At 61.1% G+C, this 20,041-nt stretch carries 22 protein-coding genes; 6 read left to right on the top strand and 16 right to left on the bottom strand.

What is annotated here, in order from left to right:
• Positions 1–120 precede the first annotated feature (120 nt).
• From B3605_RS15105 to pcaD, 10 genes are all read right to left on the bottom strand, one after another.
• Positions 121–822, bottom strand: coding sequence for an ABC transporter ATP-binding protein (locus B3605_RS15105; protein ID WP_296434821.1), 702 nt, complete (start codon positions 820–822; stop codon positions 121–123).
• Positions 803–1,567 carry an ABC transporter ATP-binding protein gene (locus B3605_RS15100; RefSeq protein WP_296434819.1) on the bottom strand — a complete coding sequence of 255 codons (765 nt, stop codon included), beginning with the start codon at positions 1,565–1,567 and terminating at the stop codon, positions 803–805. The genes B3605_RS15105 and B3605_RS15100 overlap by 20 nt, the downstream gene beginning before the upstream one ends.
• Positions 1,564–2,571, bottom strand: coding sequence for a branched-chain amino acid ABC transporter permease (locus tag B3605_RS15095; RefSeq protein ID WP_296434818.1), 1,008 nt, complete (start codon positions 2,569–2,571; stop codon positions 1,564–1,566). Before B3605_RS15095 ends, B3605_RS15100 begins: the two co-directional genes overlap by 4 nt.
• Before the next feature lies 1 nt (position 2,572).
• Complete coding sequence (locus B3605_RS15090) at positions 2,573–3,436, bottom strand: branched-chain amino acid ABC transporter permease (RefSeq protein ID WP_296434816.1); 864 nt, start codon at positions 3,434–3,436, stop codon at positions 2,573–2,575.
• 192 nt (positions 3,437–3,628) lie between these two features.
• On the bottom strand, positions 3,629–4,801 hold the full coding sequence (locus tag B3605_RS15085) for an ABC transporter substrate-binding protein (protein ID WP_112973671.1): 1,173 nt from the start codon (positions 4,799–4,801) through the stop codon (positions 3,629–3,631).
• A gap of 109 nt (positions 4,802–4,910) precedes the next feature.
• Positions 4,911–5,960 (bottom strand): 3-carboxy-cis,cis-muconate cycloisomerase, encoded by a 1,050-nt coding sequence (locus B3605_RS15080; RefSeq protein ID WP_296434813.1) that lies wholly within the window; start codon positions 5,958–5,960, stop codon positions 4,911–4,913.
• A gap of 59 nt (positions 5,961–6,019) precedes the next feature.
• The gene (gene pcaG / locus B3605_RS15075) at positions 6,020–6,634 is read right to left on the bottom strand and encodes a protocatechuate 3,4-dioxygenase subunit alpha (RefSeq protein WP_296434812.1); all 615 of its coding nucleotides are present in this window, start codon (positions 6,632–6,634) and stop codon (positions 6,020–6,022) included.
• On the bottom strand, positions 6,634–7,383 hold the full coding sequence (gene pcaH / locus B3605_RS15070) for a protocatechuate 3,4-dioxygenase subunit beta (protein WP_112943094.1): 750 nt from the start codon (positions 7,381–7,383) through the stop codon (positions 6,634–6,636). Before pcaH ends, pcaG begins: the two co-directional genes overlap by 1 nt.
• Before the next feature lie 9 nt (positions 7,384–7,392).
• Positions 7,393–7,797, bottom strand: coding sequence for a 4-carboxymuconolactone decarboxylase (pcaC, locus tag B3605_RS15065; protein ID WP_112943093.1), 405 nt, complete (start codon positions 7,795–7,797; stop codon positions 7,393–7,395).
• Positions 7,790–8,599, bottom strand: a complete 810-nt coding sequence (gene pcaD, locus B3605_RS15060; protein WP_296434809.1) for a 3-oxoadipate enol-lactonase — start codon at positions 8,597–8,599, stop codon at positions 7,790–7,792. The genes pcaC and pcaD overlap by 8 nt, the downstream gene beginning before the upstream one ends.
• 93 nt (positions 8,600–8,692) lie before the next feature.
• Between pcaD and pcaQ the strand changes: the two genes are divergently transcribed.
• Positions 8,693–9,640 carry a pca operon transcription factor PcaQ gene (pcaQ, locus tag B3605_RS15055; protein WP_296434807.1) on the top strand — a complete coding sequence of 316 codons (948 nt, stop codon included), beginning with the start codon at positions 8,693–8,695 and terminating at the stop codon, positions 9,638–9,640.
• On the opposite strand, the gene pobA is transcribed toward pcaQ, so the two are convergent.
• Genes pobA through B3605_RS15035 form a run of 4 tightly spaced genes read right to left on the bottom strand, consistent with a single transcriptional unit; the run spans position 9,637 to position 13,448 of the window.
• Positions 9,637–10,809, bottom strand: a complete 1,173-nt coding sequence (gene pobA, locus B3605_RS15050) for a 4-hydroxybenzoate 3-monooxygenase (RefSeq protein ID WP_296434805.1) — start codon at positions 10,807–10,809, stop codon at positions 9,637–9,639. The two genes, pcaQ and pobA, sit on opposite strands and share 4 nt — an antisense overlap.
• 40 nt (positions 10,810–10,849) lie before the next feature.
• Positions 10,850–12,055 (bottom strand): 3-oxoadipyl-CoA thiolase, encoded by a 1,206-nt coding sequence (pcaF, locus tag B3605_RS15045; protein WP_296434802.1) that lies wholly within the window; start codon positions 12,053–12,055, stop codon positions 10,850–10,852.
• Complete coding sequence (locus B3605_RS15040) at positions 12,052–12,744, bottom strand: CoA transferase subunit B (protein WP_296434801.1); 693 nt, start codon at positions 12,742–12,744, stop codon at positions 12,052–12,054. The genes pcaF and B3605_RS15040 overlap by 4 nt, the downstream gene beginning before the upstream one ends.
• Complete coding sequence (locus tag B3605_RS15035; RefSeq protein ID WP_296434851.1) at positions 12,741–13,448, bottom strand: 3-oxoacid CoA-transferase subunit A; 708 nt, start codon at positions 13,446–13,448, stop codon at positions 12,741–12,743. Before B3605_RS15035 ends, B3605_RS15040 begins: the two co-directional genes overlap by 4 nt.
• A gap of 121 nt (positions 13,449–13,569) precedes the next feature.
• Here B3605_RS15035 and B3605_RS15030 point away from each other — a divergent pair, with 121 nt between their 5' ends.
• On the top strand, positions 13,570–14,331 hold the full coding sequence (locus B3605_RS15030) for an IclR family transcriptional regulator domain-containing protein (RefSeq protein WP_112943086.1): 762 nt from the start codon (positions 13,570–13,572) through the stop codon (positions 14,329–14,331).
• Between the two features lie 3 nt (positions 14,332–14,334).
• Here B3605_RS15030 and B3605_RS15025 read toward each other — a convergent pair whose 3' ends face one another.
• The gene (locus B3605_RS15025; protein ID WP_112973662.1) at positions 14,335–15,012 is read right to left on the bottom strand and encodes a GntR family transcriptional regulator; all 678 of its coding nucleotides are present in this window, start codon (positions 15,010–15,012) and stop codon (positions 14,335–14,337) included.
• 173 nt (positions 15,013–15,185) lie between these two features.
• On the opposite strand from B3605_RS15025, the gene B3605_RS15020 reads away from it, so the two are divergent.
• On the top strand, positions 15,186–15,860 hold the full coding sequence (locus B3605_RS15020; RefSeq protein WP_112973661.1) for a GntR family transcriptional regulator: 675 nt from the start codon (positions 15,186–15,188) through the stop codon (positions 15,858–15,860).
• Between the two features lie 9 nt (positions 15,861–15,869).
• Here the strand turns inward: B3605_RS15020 and B3605_RS15015 are convergent, their stop codons facing one another.
• Positions 15,870–17,765: a bifunctional sugar phosphate isomerase/epimerase/4-hydroxyphenylpyruvate dioxygenase family protein gene (locus B3605_RS15015; protein ID WP_296434798.1), complete on the bottom strand. Its 1,896-nt coding sequence runs from the start codon at positions 17,763–17,765 to the stop codon at positions 15,870–15,872.
• 206 nt (positions 17,766–17,971) lie between these two features.
• Between B3605_RS15015 and B3605_RS15010 the strand changes: the two genes are divergently transcribed.
• From B3605_RS15010 to B3605_RS15000, 3 genes are all read left to right on the top strand, one after another.
• Positions 17,972–18,802 (top strand): transporter substrate-binding domain-containing protein, encoded by an 831-nt coding sequence (locus tag B3605_RS15010; protein WP_112943082.1) that lies wholly within the window; start codon positions 17,972–17,974, stop codon positions 18,800–18,802.
• A 91-nt stretch (positions 18,803–18,893) separates the two neighbouring features.
• Positions 18,894–19,340 (top strand): type II 3-dehydroquinate dehydratase, encoded by a 447-nt coding sequence (gene aroQ / locus B3605_RS15005; RefSeq protein WP_112943179.1) that lies wholly within the window; start codon positions 18,894–18,896, stop codon positions 19,338–19,340.
• A 28-nt stretch (positions 19,341–19,368) separates the two neighbouring features.
• Positions 19,369–20,037 (top strand): amino acid ABC transporter permease, encoded by a 669-nt coding sequence (locus tag B3605_RS15000; RefSeq protein WP_112973660.1) that lies wholly within the window; start codon positions 19,369–19,371, stop codon positions 20,035–20,037.
• Positions 20,038–20,041 lie beyond the last annotated feature (4 nt).

Here is a 20,041-nt window from a genome sequence, read left to right as displayed (position 1 = left end):
CCGCGGGCCATTGGCGACGCAGCCAGATTACGGACGGCCAGGGCACAGTCACCGGAGCGTACATGCAGTACGCGAGGATGACGAGCGCTGCCCAACCGCAATCTGGCAAGCCAGCCAGCCCTAGGCGCCTAAATAGGCGCTGCGGACGGCTTCGTTGGAGAGCAAGGCTTCCCCGGTATCTTCCAGCACCACATGGCCGTTTTCCAGCACATAGCCGCGATCCGCCAGCTTCAGCGCCTGATTGGCGTTCTGCTCCACCAGGAAGATAGTCATCCCCTCTTTGCGCAGCTGTTCGATGGTGTCGAAGATCTGCTGGATAATAATCGGTGCCAGTCCCAGCGAAGGCTCATCCAGCAGCAGCAGACGCGGCTGGCTCATCAGCGCGCGGCCGATCGCCAGCATCTGCTGCTCGCCGCCGGAAAGCTGGTTGCCGAGATTGCGGCGGCGTTCCTTCAGGCGTGGAAACATATGATACGATTCTTCGAGCGCCGTCTTCGGCCGCCCCTTCAGGCCTACAAAGAGGTTTTCCTCGACCGTCAGCGTTGGAAAGATGCAGCGTGCCTGCGGCACGTAACCCAGCCCTTGGTGCGCTCGCGCCGCACTCGGTATGGCCGTGACATCGGCAGAGCCTAGCTTGATACGACCGTCGTAGCGTTTAGTCTGCCCGGCAAGGGTGGCGAGCAACGTGGTCTTGCCCATGCCGTTACGGCCAAGCACCGCGAGCCGCGCGCCGGCTGAAACCGAGAAGGAAACATGTTCAAGGACGCGCGTCGGACCATAACCCGCCGACAGGTTTTCGACCTCAAGCGACGTGGCTGGCATTGGCATAGCTCCCGAGATAGGCTTCGCGCACGCGGGCGTCCCTGGTGACATCGGCAGGCGAGCCATCGAAAATGATGGCGCCGGCGGCGAGCACAATCACACGCTTGGCGAAGCGAAAGACAAGGTCCATGTCGTGCTCGATCATTAGCACGGCAAGATCGGCAGGCAGGTCTGCCAACGCCTGTTCGATACGACCGGTGTCGCTCTGTGGCACGCCGACGGCTGGTTCGTCGAGCAGGAGAACCTTAGGCTTAAGCGCCATGGCGACGGCGATCTCCAGCAGGCGTTGCTGGCCGTAGGCGATCTCGTTGACCTTGCGGTGCATCAGGTTCTCGAGGCCCAGCGTGTGCAGCATGCCGGTCACCTCATCCATGACACCAGGCATCGACAGGAAGTTGCCGAACATGCGGCCCGTCCGTCCGTCTCGCTGCAGGATGGCGAGCGCGACGTGCTCGGCGGGCGTCATGTCCTGGAAAAGCCGGGTGACCTGGAACGAGCGGACCAGCCCGCGCTTGACGCGGCCGGCCGCATCCACCCGGGTCACGGTCTCCCCGCCCAGGCGGACATCACCGGAATCGGGCGCCAGATTGCCGGTGACCAGATTGACGAAGGTGGTCTTGCCGGCGCCGTTCGGTCCGATCAGTGCGACGCGATCACCTGGATACATCGAGATCGAGACGTCGTTGGTAACGGCCAGGCCGCCGAAGGATTTCTTCAAATTGGAGACTTCGAAGACGGCGTTCATTCAACTGCCTCCGAACGTCGCGATAGCAGGCCGGCGGCTGTGCCATAGATACCCCTCGGTGCGAAAAGAACGACGAGGATCAAAAGCGCGCCCACCATAGTCAGCCAGTGGAAAGGGTTGGCGGCCGACACGTAATCCTCAAACAGTATGAAGATGACCGTTCCAGAAAGTGCTCCAAACAGCGAGCCAGTGCCGCCGAGCACGAGCATGACGAGGCTTTCAGCCGAGAGAGTGAACGAAAGGCTGTCGAGGCCGACGACCTGCGTCGAAATTGCGGTAAGGGCGCCGCCGACCCCGGCTACCGCACCCGATATCACATACATCTTCATCAGTGCGACCTTCGGCGATGCGCCCATCGCCTTGATGCGCAGCGGGTCTTCCTTGATGCCACGGCAGAGCATGCCGAAGGGAGAGCGCACCAGCAGGCGCAGCAACATGAAAACGACAAGTAGCAGCACGACGCCGAATACATAGGCGGTGTGGCCATAGAGATCGAACTCGAAATAGCCGAGCAGAGGATCGGCGGAAATGCCGGCGAGCCCGTCGCTGCCGCCCGTCCAGGAGGAGGCCTTGTTGGCCAACTCGTGGAAGAGGTTAATCAGCGCGATCGAAAGCACCAACTGAGGCAGCCCATGAGCGCGCAAAATGACAGCGCCGCAGATCAGCCCCGCGACCGCGCCGCCCAAGATCCCTGCCAGCGTCATCAGCAACGGATCGGTGACGCCGTAATGGGCGGAGACAATCCCGGCGGCATAGGCGCCACTGCCAAACAGGGCGGCATGGCCAAGCGTGGCAATGCCGCAATATCCGGTTACAAGGTCGAGCGACAGCACCAGTAGCGCAATGGCGATGAAGCGGGTCAAAAGCGCTAGGTTGTCGGGAAACAGTACGTAGCCGATGCTGGCAAGCACTATGATCGCGGCGATACCCGCGAGATCGCGACCCAAGGAGCGGTGGCGTCGGGAAGCGGCGGCGGTGGAGTTGGTGTTCATCGCGAGCGTCATCCTATTTTGTTCTTCCGGCGAAGCCACGCGGGAAGATGCAGATGATGGCGATGACGGCGAGGTAGAAGAAGAATTCGCCAAACTCGGGCATCAAATAGCGACCGGTCGTATCGATGCCGCCAAGCACCAGACAGGCAATCAATGCGCCGGGGATTGAACCGGCGCCGCCGACCGAGACGACGACCAGGAAGGTGACCATATAGCGCAGCGCGTAGTAAGGCTCGACTGGCAGCAGCTCTGCTCCGACAACACCCCCGAAGGCGGCGAGGCCGACGGCGACAGCAAAACTCAGCGCGTATATGATTTCAGTCTTTACCCCAAGTGCCGCCGCCATCGCGGCGTTGTCCACGGACGCGCGTAACTTCACCCCGAAGCTCGTGCGTTCGATCGTGAACCAAAGTGCTACGGCGACGCCAAGGCCGCAAACGATCGCGAAGAGCCGGTGAACCGGGATGGTGCGGAAGCCCAGATTGGCGGAGCCCTGTAGGGCTTCAGGCAGCGGAATGGTTTTCAGCGTCGGCCCCATCGCATAGTTGGCGATGCCGATGATGCAAAAGGTGATGCCGATCGTCATCAGCACCTGCGTCAACTCAGGCGCCCCGTAGATGCGGCGATAAAGGAAACGCTCCATCGGAATGGCAATGATGATCGTGCCGACCACGGCGGCGATGACGCCGATGCCATAACCAAGCCCAAGGTCGCGCACCGCATAGGAGGCAATATAGCCACCGATCATCGCAAAGGCGCCGTGCGCGAGGTTGACGACCCGCATCAGGCCCATGGTCACCGAAAGGCCGATCGAGATCACGAACAGCACCATGCCATAGGCGAGCGCGTCGACGGCTATGCTGAAGACAGTTTGCATGGGTTCGGTATGGTCCTTGTTATTGGCAGGCGGCGATCAAGATAGCGAGGCGCCCGCGGGCCCCATCCGCCTGCCCGCACCTTCTCCCCAGGGGAGAAGGGATTTCTGAGTTAGCCACTCGTTCTCCTCTCCCCAGCGGGGAGAGGGTATGGTGAGGGGGCTACGGACGCAAAGGCCCGCCGGCTGCGTTGCTCACTTCATAGCAGCAAGGCCCGGATCGCCCTGCTTCTCGAAGGTCTGGATTTCCTTGTTGATGAACTTGCCGTCGTCACCCTTGGCAACCTCGCGCAGATAGATGTTCTGCGTGATGTGGCGGCTCTCGGGATCGATGGAAACAGGACCGCGCGGGCTGGTCCAGGTAAGGCCCTTGACCGCGTCGACAGCTTTTTGCGCATCCTGCTTGCCGCCGGTCGCTTCGATCATCTTGTAGATGACATGCATGCCGTCATAGGCGCCGACAGCAGGGAAGGTGAGTTCCGCCGGGTTACCGATCGCCTTGTTGGCCGCCTCGACGAAAGCCTTGTTCTCAGGGGAATCGTGCGAGACAGCGTAGTGGAAGGTGGTGAGCATGCCGAGTGCCGCATCGCCGAGCGCCGGCAGATCGGATTCCTGCGTCAGGTCGCCGGGGGCGAAGAGCTGGATATTGGCGCCCTTCAGCCCGTTCTCGTTATAGGCCTTGACGAAACCGAGCGTCGTCGGGCCTGACGGCAGGAAGGCGAAGACGCCCTGGGCGCCGGAATCCTTGATGCGCTGCATGATCGGGCTGAAATCGTTGGTCGCAAGCGGCATGCGGATCGCCTCGACGACTTCGCCGCCCGCCTTCTCAAAGCCCGCCTTGAAGGCGTTTTCGGCGTCGACGCCTGGTCCGTAGTCGCTGACTACCGAGATGATCTTTTTGACGCCCTTGTCAAAGGCAACCTGCGCCATCGGTGTCGATGTCTGCCAAGTGGTAAACGAGGTGCGCACGACCAGCGGGCTCTTTGTGACGATAGCAGAGGTCGCAGCGTTCATGACCACCAGCGGCGTATTGGCCTGCTTCAGGATCGGCGTGACGGCCATCGCATCAGGGGTGAAATAGAAGCCAGCCAGATACTGGACCTTTTCCTTGACCACCAGCTCCTGGGCGAGCGACTTCGACTGCGCGGGGTCGGCGGCCGGGAGGTCGCGATAGATGATCTCGACCGTGTTATCGCCGACCTTGTTTCCGTTGGTCGCCATGTAGGCGTCGATCCCGGCCTTGAAATTCTTGCCCTGCAAGGCGAACGGACCGGAGAACGGCCCCACTACGCCGACCTTGATCGTGTCGGCATAAGCGCCCGAACCCATGAGCAGGGCCGCCGCAGCGGCCAGAAGCAGCTTCCTCATTCTTTCTCTCTCCCTTTTAGGCGACTCCAACGCCTTGGTTTTCAGGCCAGTTTGTCATGCAAAACGGTAATGTAAAATGAAATAAAGGCCTCAAGTCATGTCCTGTGGGTTATGGATCAGCGGATCCCAGGCGGCTTAGATTGCCCGCAAGTTCGTGCGCCAGCCGCAGCGCGGCACCCGTGGAAATTGCCATCTGTGGCAGGACCAGCCATTCGAGCGTCCAGGCCGCACCGGAGCGCTCCTGTTCATGCACCATCGAATGGTGGATCGCGGATATCTGTGTCGCGTTGAAGCGCGCCAGTGCTACCAGCGTCTCGGCCGCGACAGGGTTCAGCTTGTGCGCCATGGCGGATGACGCACCGCCACCCGTCAGGCCGATCTCGTCTCCGGCCTGCGCCATCAGCGCGACGTCCTGGCCGAACTTGCCGAGGCTGCCCGAAATCAGCGTGAGCAGACCGGCAAATTCCGCGATGACGGCGCGTTGGCTCTGCCATTGCTGGATATCGACGAGACCAAGCTCTTGTGCCAGCGAGCTCCGCACCGTTGCTGCCTTTTCGCCGAGTTTATCGAGCGTACCGGCCGCCCCTCCGAACTGCAGGGGAAAGCGCAGCGCAGTCAGTGTCTCGCGGTAGCCGCGCAGAGGCGCGTGCCATGCGCGCAGCCGGTCGGCGACAGTGATGGGAATTGCCGCCTGCATGCGGGTCCGGCCCATCAGCGGCCTGTCGCCGAAGGCTTGATGGAGCTCCGCGAAACGCAGTTCAAGTGCCGCCAGACGGGCTGCGAGAACGAATGCGATGGGCTTCAGCCTCAACATCAGGCTGCTATCGATGACATCTTGGCTGGTGGCGCCGACATGGACGTGAGGGGACGCGTCGCCGATGGCGGCGCGCAGCTGGCGAACGAGTTCGGGAACGGCGACGCCGTCGCGGGCAGTAGCGGCGCGAAGAGCGGGAAGGTCAGTGCTGAAGGCGGCGCAGGCGGCGCAAATCGTCTGCGCGGCAGGCTCAGGGATGACGCCATGGATTGCCTCGGCGCGCGCAAGTGCCGCCTCGAAATGCAGCATCGCGCGAATATCGGCTTCGGCCGTGAACCAGGCCGATGTCTCCTCGTCGCCGACAAGGCCGGAAAGAAATGGATGGTCGAAGGCAGTCGCGCCCATGTGTCGTCTCATCGTTCGTGGTCATCAGTGGATGCGGAATGACCCGTTCCCCACCGTCGTCAGATGTCGAGAAAAACGGTCTCGTTTTCTCCCTGCAGCCGGATGTCGAACGTATAGGTAGAACCATCGCGTGCGGCAATAAGCGTTGCGATGCGATCCCTGTGTTCGATGCGCTGAAGCAGCGGGTCGGCGCCGTTCGCCTCGGTTTCCTCAGGGAAGTACATGCGTGTCTGCAGGCCTATATTGATGCCGCGCGCGACAATCCAGAAGTTGATATGCGGCGCTTGCCTGCGCCCGTCCTTGAAGGGGACCTTCCCCGGCTTCACGGTATCGAAGCTGAAGACGCCATCCTCGGCACGGGTGGGGCATCGGCCCCAGCCGGTAAAATTCGGATCGGCGGCGCCGCGCATTTCCGACGGGCTATTGTAGATCCCGGCGCTGTCAGCCTGCCAGATCTCGATGACGGCATCGCGCACCAGCGCGCCCGCCCCATCGAAAATACGGCCGGTGACGGTGATCCGCTCGCCTGTTGTCTTGTCGTTGACCATCGCGACGCCGAGATCGCGTTCGTACACGCCCCCGATGTCGCAGAAGTTCGGGGTCAAGCCGATATGGACGTAAGGGCCAGCCGTCTGCGACGGCGTTTCCTTGAGATAGCGCAATTCCTGGGCCATCAGTTGCCCTCCAGCTTGTTTTCGAACATCGTCGAACGCCGCCCGCGCAGCACGATGTCGAACCTGTAGGCTCGGCTGTCCATGGGGATGGTGTTGCCCCAATCCATCGGCGCGATCAGCTGTTCGATGGCGGCCTTGTCGGGGATGGTGCCGACGATCGGACACTTCCAGATCATCGGGTCGCCCTCGAAGTACATTTGGGTGATCAGGCGCTGCGAGAAACCGTGGCCGAATATCGAAAAGTGGATATGCGCCGGGCGCCAGTCGTTGACGCCGTTCGGCCATGGATAGGCGCCGGGCCTCACCGTGCGGAAGCAATAGCGGCCGTCCTCATCGGTAATTGCGCGCCCGCAGCCGCCGAAATTCGGATCGATCGCCGCCAGGTAGCTTTCCTTCTTGTGGCGGTATCGCCCGCCGGCATTCGCTTGCCAGAACTCGACCAGCACACCGGCCTGAGGCCGTCCACGTTCATCGAGCACTTGACCATGGACGATGATGCGTTCGCCGATGGCGCTCTCGCCAGGCTTCGCGAAGTTGTGAAGCAGGTCGTTGTCGAGTTCGCCGATCATCGTGTGGCCGAAGACAGGCCCCGTGATCTCCGAGATCGTGCCATCGAGCGAGAGAAGCGCGCGCTTCGGCGAGCGTAGGACGGACGTCTTGTAGCCGGGCGCATAGGCTGGCGGATGCCAGCTGAGATCTCGGGCGAAGAAGGCGCCCGTCTCGGGCTTGCGGTTCGGTATTTCGGACATGACTTCCTCTCAAGCCGCCTTTTCGGCGTCCATCTGTTCGAAGGCCTGCTTGGCGATCTTGATCGCGTGATTGGCGGCTGGGACGCCGGCATAGATGGCGACGTGCAGCAGCGCCTCGCAGATATCGTCTCGGCTGGCCCCGGTATTGGCGGTAGCGCGCACGTGCATGGCCACCTCGTCGTCCTGCCCAAGTGCCGCGAGCAGCGCGATCGTGACGATCGAGCGCTCGCGCTTGGTCAGTCCCGGGCGCGACCAGACGTGGCCCCAGGCGGCCTCGGTAATGAGGTCCTGAAACGGTTTGTCGAATGCCGTCGAGGCGGCTTCTGCACGATCGACATGGTTATCGCCCAAAACGGCGCGGCGGGTCGCCATGCCTTGCCTGTAGCGCTCGGAGGCAAGCGGAGTGTCACTCATGAGTTTTTCCATCTAATGCGAAATCGATGAATGCGCGGATCACCGCCGTCAGCGCCTCGGGCTGTTCGACGCAGGGAATATGGCCGGCGTCACGGATGATCTCGTAGCGGGCGTTGGGAATCAATTGCGCCAGCGATTTGACAAGGTCGGGCGGCGTCGAGCCGTCCTGATCGCCAACGATGCAGATTGTCGGTACTGCAATGGTCTTCGCCACTTCGGTAAAATCGGCGTCACGCACGGCGGCGCACGTCGCGACGTAGCCGGCCACCGGCTGGCGGACGAGCATGTTGCAGTAGCCGTTGTAGGCCGTGTTTTCGGGGCGGCGGAAAGCCGGTGTGAACCAGCGCTCCATGATGGCATCGCACATGCTGTCGATGCCATTTTGTGCGATGGCCGAGATGCGCGCGTTCCAGGTGTCGGCGGTGCCGATCTTGTGGGCGGTGTCGCAGAGGATGAGAGCGCTGACGAGATCAGGCCGCTGCCGGTAAAGCGACTGGGCAATCAACCCGCCGACCGAGAGGCCGCAAATGATGGCCTTCTTGATCTCAAGCGTTTCTATGAGGCCGATCAGGTCCGATGCGTGGTCCTCGATCGTGTAGGGCGTCTGGCCGACATCTGAGAGGCCGTGGCCGCGCTTGTCGTAGAGCAGAATGGCGAAATCGCCTGCCAGCCGGACAATCACGTCGCGCCAGATGCGGAAATCGGTGCCAAGCGAATTCGCAAAGACAAGAACCGGCTTGTCGGCCGGTCCGCCGATAACCTGGTAGTGGATCGCGATGTCGTTGACGCGGGCAAACTGCACTGAAAACTCCTCCTGACAGGAAATTGAATGTTTAATCTGGTTAGGTAAAATGATATTTCGTGGCGATCCTATAACTTCAGAGTTATGTAAGAGATGATCGACAGCCGTATAAAGTTCCGCCATCTGCAAACCTTTGTCGAGGTCGCGCGCCAGAAAAGCGTGATGAAAGCGGCAGAGCTGCTGCATGTCAGCCAACCCGCCGTGACCAAGACAATCCGAGAGCTTGAAGGCGTGCTGGGCGTCGAAGTCTTCGAGCGCGACGGCCGCGGCATCAAGATCACGCGATACGGCGAGGTCTTCCTGAAACACGCCGGCGCGGCGCTGACGGCGCTGCGGCAGGGGCTTGATTCGGTCACGCAAGAGCGGATCGGCGACGCGCCTCCGATCCGCATCGGGGCCTTGCCGACGGTATCGACGAGGATCATGCCACGGGCGATGCAACTGTTTTTGAAGGAGAACACCTGGAGCCGCCTGAAGATCGTCACCGGCGAGAATGCCGTGCTTCTTGAGCAGCTTCGCGTCGGCGATCTCGACCTTGTGGTGGGGCGTCTCGCCGGGCCGGAAAAGATGACCGGATTTTCTTTCGAGCATCTTTACTCGGAACAGGTGGTCTTCGCTGTGCGAGCCGGCCATCCACTGATGAAGGCCAGGCAGTCGCACTTCAATGCACTCAGTGACTACACGGTCCTTATGCCGACCCGTGCCTCGATCATCCGCCCATTCGTCGAGGGGCTGCTGATCGCCAACGGTGTACCTAGCCTTCCAAACCAGATCGAAACGGTTTCTGACAGCTTTGGCCGCGCCTTCGTGCGCGCAAGCGATGCCATCTGGATCATCTCCGCCGGTGTCGTTGCCAGCGACATCGAGGATGGCGCGTTGGCGGTGCTGCCGATCGACACAAGCGAAACCAAGGGTCCCGTGGGGCTGACCATGCGCAACGACGCTGTCCCGTCGCTGCCGCTTTCGATCCTGATGCAGACCATTCGTGAGGCGGCCATGGAGGTGGCTTCCGGCGTACCCAGCTCAAAGCTGGACGCTTAAAACGGCAATCCTACGTAGTTTTCGGCCAGTACCGTCGCTGCGGCATTGGAATGCGTGAGATAGTCGAGTTCCGCTTCCTGGATCTTCTGGCCGAAGTCGTCAGTATCAGGGAAACGATGCAACATGGTCGTCATCCACCAGGAGAAGCGGACTGCCTTCCAGACACGCGACAGCGCCCGTTGCGAATAGGCGTCGATCCCGGCGCGCGAACGCTCCACGTAATATTCCGAAAGGCCTGAGAACAGGTAGTGCACGTCGCTGGCCGCAAGGTTCAGGCCCTTGGCGCCTGTCGGTGGGACGATATGGGCCGCGTCGCCAGCGAGAAACAGCCTGCCAAAACGCATGGGCTCGGCCACGAAGGAGCGAAGCGGGGCAATCGACTTTTCGAAGGACGGGGCGGTCTGCAGCGCTTCGGCATGGTGTGCGGGCAGGCGGCGGCGAAGCTCGTCCCAGAAGCGCTCGTCGCTCCAGTCTTCGATTTTTTCATCGAGCGGAGCCTGGATGTAATAGCGGCTGCGCGTCTGCGAGCGCATCGAACAGAGCGCAAAGCCGCGCGGATGGTTGGCGTAGACAAGCTCGTGACTGACAGGTGCGACATCGGCCAGAATGCCGAGCCAGCCGAAGGGATAGATCTTTTCGAAGGTGCGGATTGACCGCTCTTGCACCGCCTTGCGGCTCACGCCGTGGAAACCGTCGCATCCGGCAATGAAATCGCAGTCGATGCGATGAGTAAGCCCATCCTTGTCATAGGTTACGTAGGGAGTATCGCTGTCGAAATCGTACGGCGTGACATTGGCCGCCTCGTAGATGGACGGCGCGCCGCTTGCCTCGCGGTGTGCCATCAGGTCGCGGGTCAGCTCCGTCTGGCCATAAACCATCACGCGCTTTCCACCGCTCAAGTCAACGAGATCAATGCGATGGTCGCGGCCATCGAAGGCGAGAGAAAAGCCATCATGGAGCAGCCCTTCGGCATGCATGCGGGCGCCCGATTTCGCCCTGTCCATAAGGCCGACGGTGCCTTCCTCCAGCACACCCGCCCGCACACGGCGCAAAATGTAATCTTTTGCCACACGATCGAGTATGATGTTGTCGATGCCGGCTTCGGTCAGTAGCTGGCCGAGCAACAACCCTGCCGGCCCCGAGCCGATGATGGCGATTTTGGTACGCATGTGGCCTCCCAGCGTCCTCTTCCCATAACGCGATGGCGCGTCATACGCGCTCCAACGCGATCGCAATTCCCTGGCCGACGCCGACGCACATGGTTGCAAGGCCGAAGCGCCCCCCGCCTGCTGCCATCTCCAAGGCCGCCGTGCCTGTGATGCGCGCGCCCGACATGCCGAGCGGGTGGCCGAGTGCAATGGCGCCGCCGTTGCGGTTGACGCGCGGGTCGTCGTCGGCGATGCCGAGTTGGCGCAACACCGCCAGGCCCTGGCTGGCAAAAGCCTCGTTGAGTTCGATGACGTCGAATTGTTGCTGGGTCATCGACAGCCGAGCCATCAGCTTTTGCGAAGCCGGCACCGGGCCGATGCCCATGACGCGAGGGGGCACACCGGCTGATGCCCCACCGAGAATGCGGGCGATCGGTGTCAGGCCGTATTTCTTGGTGGCTGTTTCCGAAGCGATGATCAGCGCTGCGGCGCCGTCGTTGACGCCCGATGCATTGCCCGCGGTGACGGTTCCGCCCTCGCGCTTGAATGGTGTCGCGAGCTTGGCCAGCGCCTCGAGCGTGGTGGCGCGAGGATGCTCGTCCCGATCGAAGACGACAGGCTCGCCCTTGCGCTGCGGGATCGAAACCGCGACGATTTCCCTCGCAAGTCTGCCGTTTTGCTGCGCCGCCGCCGCCTTGTCCTGGGACCTCAGCGCGAAGGCATCCTGATCCTGCCGGCTGACACGATAGTCTTCAGCGACGTTCTCGCCGGTTTCGGGCATGGAATCGACGCCATAAAGCTCCGTCATGAGAGGGTTGACGAAGCGCCAGCCAATGGTCGTGTCGTGAATTTCGGCATGGCGTGAAAAAGCCGTATCCGCTTTGGGCATGACAAAGGGCGCGCGCGACATGCTTTCAACCCCGCCAGCGATCATCAGTTCAGCCTCGCCAGCCTTGATTGACCGCGCAGCCGCAATGATCGCGTCCATCCCCGATCCGCAAAGCCGGTTAATCGTCGTGCCCGGTACGCTTGCCGGCAGGCCGGCAAGAAGGAGGGACATCCGGGCAACGTTGCGATTGTCTTCGCCGGCCTGGTTGGCGCAGCCGAAGATGACATCGTCCACCGCTTCCCAATCCACCGAGGCGTTGCGTGCAATCAGCTCTCGCAGAGGGACCGCGCCTAGATCGTCGGCTCTGACGGAGGCGAGCACGCCGCCGAAGCGGCCGATCGGCGTGCGGATATAGTCGCAGATATAGGCTTCGGTCATGCGTCACCTCCCGAAAGCTTCGGTACGATCAAATCCACGACTGGCCCGTCTATATGAAGTCGTGCGCCAGTCATAGCTTGCAGATCCTCGAGCGCCAGATCCGGCAGCTTTTCCCGGAGAACGAAACGGCCATTCGTGATGTCGATCACCGCGTGACTGGTATAGACGCGGGTGATGCAGCCGACGCCGGTCAGCGGGAAGGTGCATTTTTCGACGAGTTTCGGCTCGCCATTCTTGGTCACGTGTTCGGTGATGACGAAAACCTGTCGGGCGCCATGCACGAGGTCCATCGCGCCGCCCACGGCGGGTACGCCCTTCGAACCCACGCGCCAGTTGGCGAGGTCACCCGTCTCAGCAACCTGGTAGGCACCGAGGATTGCGACATCAAGATGACCGCCACGCACCATCGCGAAACTGTCGGCGTGGTGAAAGAAAGCGGCGCCAGGCTTCAGGGTTACGGCGCGCTTGCCCGCGTTGATCAGATCCCAGTCCTCTTCGCCCGCCAGCGGCGCCTCCCCGAAATCGAGAATACCGTTCTCGGTATGAAAAATCGCCTGCCGACCGGGCGGCTGGTAGCGCGCCACCATCTCGGGAAAGCCGATGCCCAGATTGACATAGGCGCCGTCAGCAATGTCCTGTGCTGCCCGCCATGCGATCTGCGCGTTCGAAAGCTTGTTGTCGTTGCTCATGGGCGTGTTGCTCCCTCGCGGATCAACTCTTCTTCCTGTCTGGGATCGGCAATCTCGACGACGCGATCGACGAAGATGCCGGGCGTTACGACTTGCTCGGGATCGATGCCGCCGGGGGCCACAAGGCTCGAAACCTGAACAATTGTCTGCGCGGCCGCCATGCACATCAGCGGATTGAAGTTACGTCCGGCCTTGCGATAGGTGAGGTTGCCGTGCGTGTCGCCGACACGCGCCTTAACGATCGCGAAATCAGCCTTCAGCCAGCGCTCCTGCACATAGGGTCGACCGTCGAACTCGGCGATGACCTTGCCTTGCGCGAGTTCAGTGCCATAGCCTGTTGGCGTGTAGAATGCCGGGATGCCGGCGCCGCCGGCGCGGATCCGCTCGGCAAGTGTACCCTGCGGAACAAGCTCCAGCTCGATCTCACCGGCTAGATATCGGTCTGTGAAGGCGCGGGGATCGGAAGAGCGGGGGAAGGAGCAGATCATCTTGCGGACCATGCCCGCATCAATCATCGCCGCGATACCGATCCGTCCATTTCCGGCATTGTTGTTGATGACGGTCAGGTTCCGTGGCCCCTTGTCGATGAGGGCGTGGATCAATTCGATGGGGGCACCCGAGCCACCGAAACCGCCGATCATCACGACCGCTCCATCGCCAATCCCATCAACCGCCTCGGCCGCGCTTCGCACTGTCTTGTCCATTGAGCCTCCATCGCCGCCTGTCACCGGCAGCGCGTCATTTGTAGGGGAGCGAGATGTGGACGGCAATCGAGTTTGTGCGGTATGTAATATTTGTTCGAATATCGCACATTGGAGACGGCACATGCAGGTGAAGGAGCGTGACATCATGGGTGGCCTCGCCAAGGGGCTGAAGGTGGTCGAGGCGTTCACCGCCGAGCACCCGCGTCTCAGCATCTCAGAGGCCGCCGACATATCCGGGTATGACCGCGCCACGACACGGCGATGCCTTCTGACCTTGGCCGAACTTGGCTACTGCGCCTATGACGGCAAGTATTTCACGGTTACGCCACGCGTCTTGCGGCTTGGCACCGGATGCCTGGCGTCAATGCCGCTGCCACGCATCGTCCAGCCATGGCTCGACCTGCTGTCGGAAGAGGTCGGGCAAAGCACCTCGGTCTCAATTCTCGATGATGCCGAGATCGTCTACGTGGCGCGCGCCTCCCAGCGCCGGGTCATGTCGATCGCTCTGATGCCAGGGTCACGGCTCCCCGCCTATTGCACGTCGATGGGACGTGTTCTCTTGGCAGCACTTCCGTCGGAACGTGCGCTGGAACTGTTGTCGGCCGGACAACTTGCACAGCGCACGCCGAAAACGCAGACAGATGTGGCAGAACTCCAACGCATCCTTCAGGACGTGAAGGCCGCCGGCTACGCCTTTATCGACCAGGAGGTCGAGATCGGCCTGAGGTCGATTGCTGTCCCGCTGGTCGGCGCTCGCGGGCAGACGCTGGCGGCGCTTAATGTCGGTCTGGCGGCAACGGAGGAGCCGATGCACACCATGGTATCACGTTATCTGCCGGCGTTGCTGCGGATAAAGGCCGAGCTGAGCGGAATTCTGGTCTGAGGCTCAGCTATTCTGCTTGAGCAGACCGCGCGCCAACGCATGCTCGACACCGCCTTCGATATGCGCGGCAAGGATTTGCTTGGCCGCATCGGCATTGCGTCCAAGGGCGGCATCAAGGAGCGCCTGATGCTCCCGAGACGCCACGTCGCCTCGATAGGATAGAGCGACCATCTGATAGCGCAGATACTTGTCGAAGATGACCGAGTGCGTCTCAATCAGAAGCTTCGAGCCACAGGCCGAAATCAGCGCCTGGTGAAACTCCCAGTCGTATCGCTTCCAGTCTTCGGCGCGGCTGGCATCACCGGTCGCCATCAGCCGCTCCAAGCTGGCGAGCTTATAGTGGGCCGATACGAGGCGCGCTTCCCACTCCATGTCGCCTTGCGCGAAGGACTGCTCGAGCGCATGCGTCTCCAGAAGCAGCCGCAAGGCGGCGATCTCCTTGAGGTCGGTGACCGAGACAGGGCACACCTGGAACCCTCGCTGGCCCTCCGCCAGTACCAGCCCCTCCGAGGAAAGACGGTTGAGGATCTCGCGCAGTGTGCTGATCGACGTGTCGTAGGATTCCTTCAGGGCATCCAGTTTCAGTTTCTGGCCCGGTGCGAGCCGGCCGAAGATGATGTCGGCACGGATGCGGCGGTAGCTGCTCTCCGCGATGGTCTCGTTTACTGTCTGCTGCAACATCACGATGCTCTAATATCTGGATGCGAACTGTAGCCCGCACATTACCTCCCAGCACGTTACCTCATTGTCACAGATGCTGAAATCCTGTTGTCTGCCATATTTAAGAAAGACATAGGAAAGGCGTTTTGCTGTATGATTTACCAAATCATCGCGACTGGAGCCCAGGCAACGCAATGCTGAAGAAAACGGGGGAGACGGCCGAAACCGTCAGCGAAGTCGTGTTTCGGCAGATTCGCCAGGATATCATTTCCGGCATCTTGCCGCCCGGATCTAAGATCAAACTGGAGCAGGCACGCGAGCGCTATTCGATCAGCGTCTCGCCGCTTCGGGAAATCCTTAGCCGCCTTACGACAGAAAATCTTGTCGTTGCCGAGGGACAGAAAGGTTTCGAGGTCAGCCCGGCTTCGCGTCGCGAACTGCTTGAGCTTGCCGATCTCCGCGTGGTGCTCGAAACCCACGCGCTTGATCTCGCGTTCGCCGCAGGCGATCTCGAGTGGGAGGCCTCGATCGTCGCGGCACATCACAAGCTCGCGGCTGCGGAACGGCGGCTTCTCGCCGGCGATGCCTCACGCACCATCGAATGGGTTCGCTATGACTGGGAGTTCCACCAGGCGATCGTCTCGGCGTGCAACTCCGCGACGCTGATGGCGACGCTGTCCTCGGTGTTCGATCGTTTCCTGCGCTATCACATGCTGGCGCAGAGTTTCCGCGGCAGGCCGGTGGTCGAAGATCACCAGGCGCTCTACGATTTCGCGCTTCGACGCGATGCGCAACAGGCCAAGGCGGTGATCCGCCGGCATGTGCATAGTGGCGTCGAGCATATCCTGAAGAGCGGCATCGTCGCCTGATCGGCTTGCCTAATCGCTGTCGCGCGGCAGGCCCTCCGGGCGCATCTGCTTCTTCAGTGCCGCGATGCGGAAAATGGCATTTGCCGCGCCATAGCCGCGATAGCCCTTGCGCTCGACGATCTCGAAGAAGAAGCCCTCACCGTAGGTGCCGCTGTAGAGCTGGAAATATTCGCCGTGCTCATCGCGGTCGTAGAGAATGTTGTGTTCCTTCAGCCGCTCGGTGAGATCGGGATCCAGCCCGAACCGCGCTTCCACGTCCCCATAATAGTTCGGTGAAATGTGCAGCGGCTTGAAGCCTGCCTTTCGCAATGCCTCGGCGGTGGCGAAGATATCGTCGGTGCTGAAGGCGAGATGCTGGATGCCCGAGCCGAACTTTTCCGCGATGAAATGACCGGCAAGCGTCCGCCTGTTTTCCGCACCGTTGAGGGTGATCCGCAGCGATCCTTCCTCGTTCTCGACCACCTGGCTGCGCACGACGCCACCGGGATCGATGATATCGACCATCGGCGTCTTCTCGGTCGCGAAGATCGAGGTGTAGAACAACAACCAGGTCAACATCTCGTCGTAAGCGACGGTCTGCGCGATGTGGTCGATGCGCAGCAGACCCGCGCTCGAGGCCGATTGCTGTTCATCGAGGTGAATGAAGTCGACTTCCGCGAAGCGGCCGAGCGGCGATGTTTCGTCGATCAGATAGACGATGCCGCCGCCGACGCCGCGGATTGCCGGTAGCTCGAGTTCGCCTTCGGCGACAGGTTGCCGGAAGGGTTCGGCATTGAGTGCCACCGCGCGCCGGTGGGCCTCCCATGCATCGTCCACGACAAGCGCGAAGGCATAAGCCAACGTGCCGTGGACGGCGTATGCCGCGTTTGCGAAGCCCGCCTGGTCGACATTAACAAGAATGCGGATGCTGCCCTGTTCGTAGATGCTGACCTCCTTGCTGCGATGCTTCGCGGTCTTGTGGAAGCCCAATACCTCGAGGATGCCGATCAGTTCGGCCGCATCGCCTTCATCGGCCGTAAACTCGACAAAGCCCACGCCCTTCACCATGGCGCGGGGCGGCATGGGTTTTCCAATCGGGTTGTCGCTGCCGAGGCTACGGCGCACCTGATCGCCCAGATAGATTAGCGAACGGTGGCCATCGGCCGCGATCTCGCGTGTCGAACCGCCACGGAACTGGTCGTTGAAAATTTCCAGCGAATAATAGCCGTCATAGCCGGTCGCGGCGATCGCCGAGGTAAACGCCGTCACCGGCAGGTCGCCTTCGCCGGGCATGTTGCGGAAGTGTCGCGACCAGTAGAGCAGGTCCATGTCGATCTGCGGCGCATCGGCCAACTGGACAATGAAGATCTTTTCCTTCGGGATGGAGCGGATGGAATTGATATCAATCTTGCGCGAGAGGCTGTGGAAGCTGTCCAGCACCAGGCCGATATTGGCGTGGTTGGCGCGACGCACAATCTCCCAGGCATCGCGATGGTCGTTGATGTGACGGCCCCATGCCAGAGCCTCGTAGCCGACGCGCAGTCCGCGTGCTGCTGCGCGTTCGCCCAGTTCGTGGAAGTCTGCCGCGGCGCGATCAATACCGCCGAGTGAGGCAGACGAGACGTTCGAGCAGACGAGCACGAGGTCCGTACCGAGCTGCTGCATGATGTCGAACTTGCGTTCGGCCCGGTCGAATGTGCGGCTGCGCAGCGGTTCCGGCATGCCTTCGAAATCACGGAATGGCTGGAACAGCGTGATCTTCAGGCCGAGATCGCGGGCCATCTTGCCAACATCGGCGGGGCTGCCATCAAAGGCCAGGAAGTCGATTTCGAAAATCTCTACGCCATCGAAGCCCGCCCGCGCGATAGCTTCAAGCTTCTCCGGCAGCTCACCACTAATCGAAACCGTCGCTATCGAGGTCTTCATCTCGTTCATCCTCCTTGGCCAATATCGCCGTGATCATCATTATGACGAATGTCGTGAGAAGTTCAATTCAACGTTTGAAAATAGAAGTCTCATACGTTTTGTAAAAACTATGTTGATTTTTCGACCTGCGTGAGGCAGTTTTGCTCTCACAGTCGGAGGAGCAAGAAGGCTGTAAGGTCGCAACGACCATTCAGGAGGAGGAGAAAATGTTGAAATCCATGTTGTCACGTCGCAGTGCCATGCTTGGCGCGGCCGCTCTGTTGACCGGCATCGCGCTGGCTCACCCGGCCGCAGCCGTGACCCCAGAAGAAATCAAAGCTCGCGGCAAGCTCATCGTCGGCATCCAGGGCGATAATCCGCCATGGGGCTTCGTTACCAGCGCCGGCAAGCAGGACGGCTTCGATGCCGATATGGGCGCGCTTTACGCCAAGGAACTCGGCGTCGAAGTCGAATTTGTACCGCTTGAGGTCAACAACCGCATTCCGGCGCTGACATCAGGCCGCGTCGACGTTCTCTTCGCAACGATGGCCATGCTGCCCGATCGCGCCAAGGCTGTTCAGTTTAGTCAGCCCTACAATGCCAACGCCATCGTGCTGATCGGCCCGAAAAATAAGTCGATCAAGACGAATGACGACATGGCCAATATGACCATTTCCGTGGCGAAGGGCGCCGCGCAAGATACGCAGGTGACCAAGAATGCCCCCGCTTCGGCCACCATTCGCCGTTTCGACGGCGATGCGGCGAGCGTCCAGGCTTTGGTTTCCGGGCAGGCCGAAGCGCTCGGCGGCAACATCTTCTACATGGATCGCGTCGAGAAGGCGCGTCCCGGCGAATTCGAGAACAAGCTCGAGTTCCAGAAACTCTACAACGGCGCCTGCACGCGCCTGGGCGAGAAGGAGATCAACGCATCGCTCAATACCTTTATCGACAAGATCAAGGCAAATGGCGAGCTGAAGAAGGTCTACGACAAGTGGATGAAGGTTCCCGTGCCCGAGTTCCCCGCAAGCCTTGAAGGCATTCCCTTCGCTGCAAAGTAAGCCTTTCCTGACGTGCGACGGCGGCGTCTTGAAGACGGCCGCCGCCGCTTTTGCCGCGGCGATGAGTGTCTCGCCGAACGCGGGAGCGATGATGAGCAAGACGATTTTTGTACTAAACGGGCCGAACCTCAATCTTCTCGGCCAACGGGAGCCGCACATCTATGGCTCGACGACGCTCGCTGAGATCGAGCAGCGTTGTGCGGCCAAGGTGCGCGACCTCGGCTTCGAGGTGGATTTTCGCCAGACGAACTTCGAGGGAACACTGATCGAGAGCATTCATGAGGCGCGCGAGAAGGCTTGTGGGATCATCATCAATCCGGCTGCCTTCACCTTTACCTCGATCGCGCTTCTCGATGCACTGAAGACCTTCGATCCGCCGAAGATCGAGCTGCATATCTCAAATGTCCATGCCCGCGAGAGTATCTACCACAAGTCCCTGATCTCGCCGATCGCGACGTCGATCATGATCGGTTTCGGTGCGGATGGCTACGAGCTTGCGATCCAGGCCATGACGCAGCTGGTCGCGCGCAGCCGCTGACCTGACAGGAAAGGCCAGAAAAAAGACCATGAACTACACGCTGGATTTCACGCCCGTCATCGATGGATTGCCAAGCCTCCTTCTTGCCTGTCTCGGCACCTTCCTGCTCGCAATCTCGGGCATGCTGCTTGCGATCGTGATCGGCATCGGCGGCGTCATGCTGCGCGATTCCCCCTTCAAACCGGTGCGCTGGCTGGTGATCGGCTTCGTCGAGATCATCCGCAATACGCCGTTCCTGGTGCAGATCTTCTTCATCTATTTTGCCCTGCCGCTCGCCGGCGTCAGGCTCGATCCGACGCCGACAGCTATCATCGCGCTCGGCATCAACGGCGGCGCCTACGCGATCGAGATCATTCGCGGCGGGGTACAGTCCATCCCCGCAGGCCAGAAGGAGGCCGGCCTCGCGCTTGGCCTGCACAAGGCGCAGGTCTTCCGCTTCATCGTGCTGAAGCCGGCGCTGCGCGCGATCTATCCATCGCTCACCAGCCAGTTCGTACTTTTGACACTGTCGACCAGCATCGCCTCGGCGATCTCGGCCTACGAGCTGACCTCTGTCTCGCAACGGATCGAATCTGAAAGCTTCCGTAGCTTCGAGGTCTATTTCACCGTCACGGTTTTCTACCTCGTGATCTCCTGGGTGATGATGCGCCTTTTCGGGCTCTTTTCGTCCCGCTATTTCAGTTATCCGGTCAAGTAGGAGG

It is taken from the genome of Rhizobium sp. UBA1881 (assembly GCF_002338015.1).
Lineage (GTDB): Bacteria > Pseudomonadota > Alphaproteobacteria > Rhizobiales > Rhizobiaceae > Rhizobium.
Note: the sequence above shows the minus strand (reverse complement) of the source record. Positions and strands in the feature narration are given on the sequence as shown.

Bases quoted from the DNA above. Each gene is read 5' to 3' on its own strand.
- B3605_RS15105 (WP_296434821.1), bottom strand. From the start codon at position 822: ATGCCAGCCACGTCGCTTGAGGTCGAAAACCTGTCGGCGGGTTATGGT.
- B3605_RS15100 (WP_296434819.1), bottom strand. From the start codon at position 1,567: ATGAACGCCGTCTTCGAAGTCTCCAATTTGAAGAAATCCTTCGGCGGC.
- B3605_RS15095 (WP_296434818.1), bottom strand. From the start codon at position 2,571: ATGACGCTCGCGATGAACACCAACTCCACCGCCGCCGCTTCCCGACGC.
- B3605_RS15090 (WP_296434816.1), bottom strand. From the start codon at position 3,436: ATGCAAACTGTCTTCAGCATAGCCGTCGACGCGCTCGCCTATGGCATG.
- B3605_RS15085 (WP_112973671.1), bottom strand. From the start codon at position 4,801: ATGAGGAAGCTGCTTCTGGCCGCTGCGGCGGCCCTGCTCATGGGTTCG.
- B3605_RS15080 (WP_296434813.1), bottom strand. From the start codon at position 5,960: ATGGGCGCGACTGCCTTCGACCATCCATTTCTTTCCGGCCTTGTCGGC.
- pcaG (WP_296434812.1), bottom strand. From the start codon at position 6,634: ATGGCCCAGGAATTGCGCTATCTCAAGGAAACGCCGTCGCAGACGGCT.
- pcaH (WP_112943094.1), bottom strand. From the start codon at position 7,383: ATGTCCGAAATACCGAACCGCAAGCCCGAGACGGGCGCCTTCTTCGCC.
- pcaC (WP_112943093.1), bottom strand. From the start codon at position 7,797: ATGAGTGACACTCCGCTTGCCTCCGAGCGCTACAGGCAAGGCATGGCG.
- pcaQ (WP_296434807.1), top strand. From the start codon at position 8,693: ATGATCGACAGCCGTATAAAGTTCCGCCATCTGCAAACCTTTGTCGAG.
- pobA (WP_296434805.1), bottom strand. From the start codon at position 10,809: ATGCGTACCAAAATCGCCATCATCGGCTCGGGGCCGGCAGGGTTGTTG.
- pcaF (WP_296434802.1), bottom strand. From the start codon at position 12,055: ATGACCGAAGCCTATATCTGCGACTATATCCGCACGCCGATCGGCCGC.
- B3605_RS15040 (WP_296434801.1), bottom strand. From the start codon at position 12,744: ATGAGCAACGACAACAAGCTTTCGAACGCGCAGATCGCATGGCGGGCA.
- B3605_RS15035 (WP_296434851.1), bottom strand. From the start codon at position 13,448: ATGGACAAGACAGTGCGAAGCGCGGCCGAGGCGGTTGATGGGATTGGC.
- B3605_RS15030 (WP_112943086.1), top strand. From the start codon at position 13,570: ATGCAGGTGAAGGAGCGTGACATCATGGGTGGCCTCGCCAAGGGGCTG.
- B3605_RS15025 (WP_112973662.1), bottom strand. From the start codon at position 15,012: ATGTTGCAGCAGACAGTAAACGAGACCATCGCGGAGAGCAGCTACCGC.
- B3605_RS15020 (WP_112973661.1), top strand. From the start codon at position 15,186: ATGCTGAAGAAAACGGGGGAGACGGCCGAAACCGTCAGCGAAGTCGTG.
- B3605_RS15015 (WP_296434798.1), bottom strand. From the start codon at position 17,765: ATGAAGACCTCGATAGCGACGGTTTCGATTAGTGGTGAGCTGCCGGAG.
- B3605_RS15010 (WP_112943082.1), top strand. From the start codon at position 17,972: ATGTTGAAATCCATGTTGTCACGTCGCAGTGCCATGCTTGGCGCGGCC.
- aroQ (WP_112943179.1), top strand. From the start codon at position 18,894: ATGAGCAAGACGATTTTTGTACTAAACGGGCCGAACCTCAATCTTCTC.
- B3605_RS15000 (WP_112973660.1), top strand. From the start codon at position 19,369: ATGAACTACACGCTGGATTTCACGCCCGTCATCGATGGATTGCCAAGC.